This window comes from Streptomyces tricolor, assembly GCF_002155905.1.
Lineage (GTDB): Bacteria > Actinomycetota > Actinomycetes > Streptomycetales > Streptomycetaceae > Streptomyces > Streptomyces tricolor.
Map to the genome: position 1 here is coordinate 1 of NZ_MUMF01001057.1, position 516 is coordinate 516.

Annotated in this window: 1 protein-coding gene; it reads left to right on the plus strand. The window is 75.4% G+C overall.

All coding sequences use genetic code 11. The features are described from left to right. Positions 1-516: acyltransferase family protein (locus CCN44_RS42700; protein WP_331478636.1), on the plus strand; the 516-nt coding region annotated here is incomplete at both ends.

Here is a 516-nt window from a genome sequence, read left to right on the forward strand (position 1 = left end):
GGTCGCCGCGCTCCTCGGCCTGTGGACGGTGGCCGGCACCGTCCTGCTGCTCACCGGCACCCCCCTGGCCACCCTTCACACCCTGCTCAAGCTGGCCCTGTCACCCCTGTGGTTCCTGCTGGTCCTCGCCGCCCTGACGGCCGGCACTCCGCTCGTCGCCCGCCTCAACCCGCTCTGGCCGCTCGCCGTCGTCCTGCACGTGGACCTGCTCCGATTCGGCCTGCACCTCGGCCCGTCCTGGCTCGGCTGGATCAACCTGGCCGCCGGCTGGCTGGTCCCCTACACCCTGGGCGCGGCATGGGCCCGGGGCGAGCTGCACACCCGGCGCTCGGCCTGGGCGCTCCTCCTCGGCGGTACGGCGGCCACCGCGGTCCTCGTGGGGTGCGCGGGCTACCCGGCGTCCATGGTCGGCGTCCCCGGCAGCGCGGTGTCCAACCTGAACCCGCCGACGCTGGCGGCCGTCACTTTCGGCCTGGCCCAGTGCGGCCTGGCGCTCCTGCTGCGCGACCGGCTGCG